This is a genomic window from Caballeronia arationis, from assembly GCF_001544975.2.
Classification (GTDB): domain Bacteria; phylum Pseudomonadota; class Gammaproteobacteria; order Burkholderiales; family Burkholderiaceae; genus Caballeronia; species Caballeronia arationis.
In genome coordinates, this window is the sequence record NZ_FCOG02000592.1 from 1 (window position 1) to 573 (window position 573).

The 573-nt window shown below is 52.9% G+C and carries 1 protein-coding gene; it reads right to left on the minus strand.

Annotated elements, in window-relative coordinates; genetic code table 11:
* Nucleotides 1-318: 318 nt before the first annotated feature.
* Nucleotides 319-573: glycosyltransferase family protein (locus AWB81_RS44020; protein ID WP_144444438.1), on the minus strand; the 255-nt coding region annotated here is incomplete at its 5' end.

Here is a 573-nt window from a genome sequence, read left to right on the forward strand (position 1 = left end):
CGGCATCTGAGCGTTCAACCGCTTGCAAGACGTGGCTTTCAGACGAAAGCCGCTTGCTGAACTTCATAAGCAACTTGCTGGCACCCTTCATGGCTTCACCCGGAATCGTGGAATTAATGAGCTTGGTGTTGCACTTCACTTTGAGGCCGTCCTCAGATAAGTGCATCACGGATCTCCTAGTGTAGTCAGTTGCAAATCCGTTGCACTATTCGAGCCGATGGGGCACCAGTTGGCCTCCGATTTCTTTCCCGACTGCGCTGTTGGGCAACCACGTGAAAGCTACTGTTCGAAATCGACCGCTGCGAGCAATCGCTTTTTTTAAGTATGGCGCCGCAGCATGTCTTGTGCTTTAGCGTTGAATACTTCGCGCGAGAAGCGCTGCTTGAAATCCTGCGAAAGCGTACCGAGCTGAATGCCGCGAGCTGCGAAAATGCACTTTACGAAAGCGTCTTGATCGTCGGCGGGAAAGAGCATGGATTCCGGGAGATATGAGTCAAGTCCGGAAACCCGCGAAGCAACTATCGGCCTTTGAGCGAGCACCGCTTCTATCATCACGAGCGGCACGCCTTCATA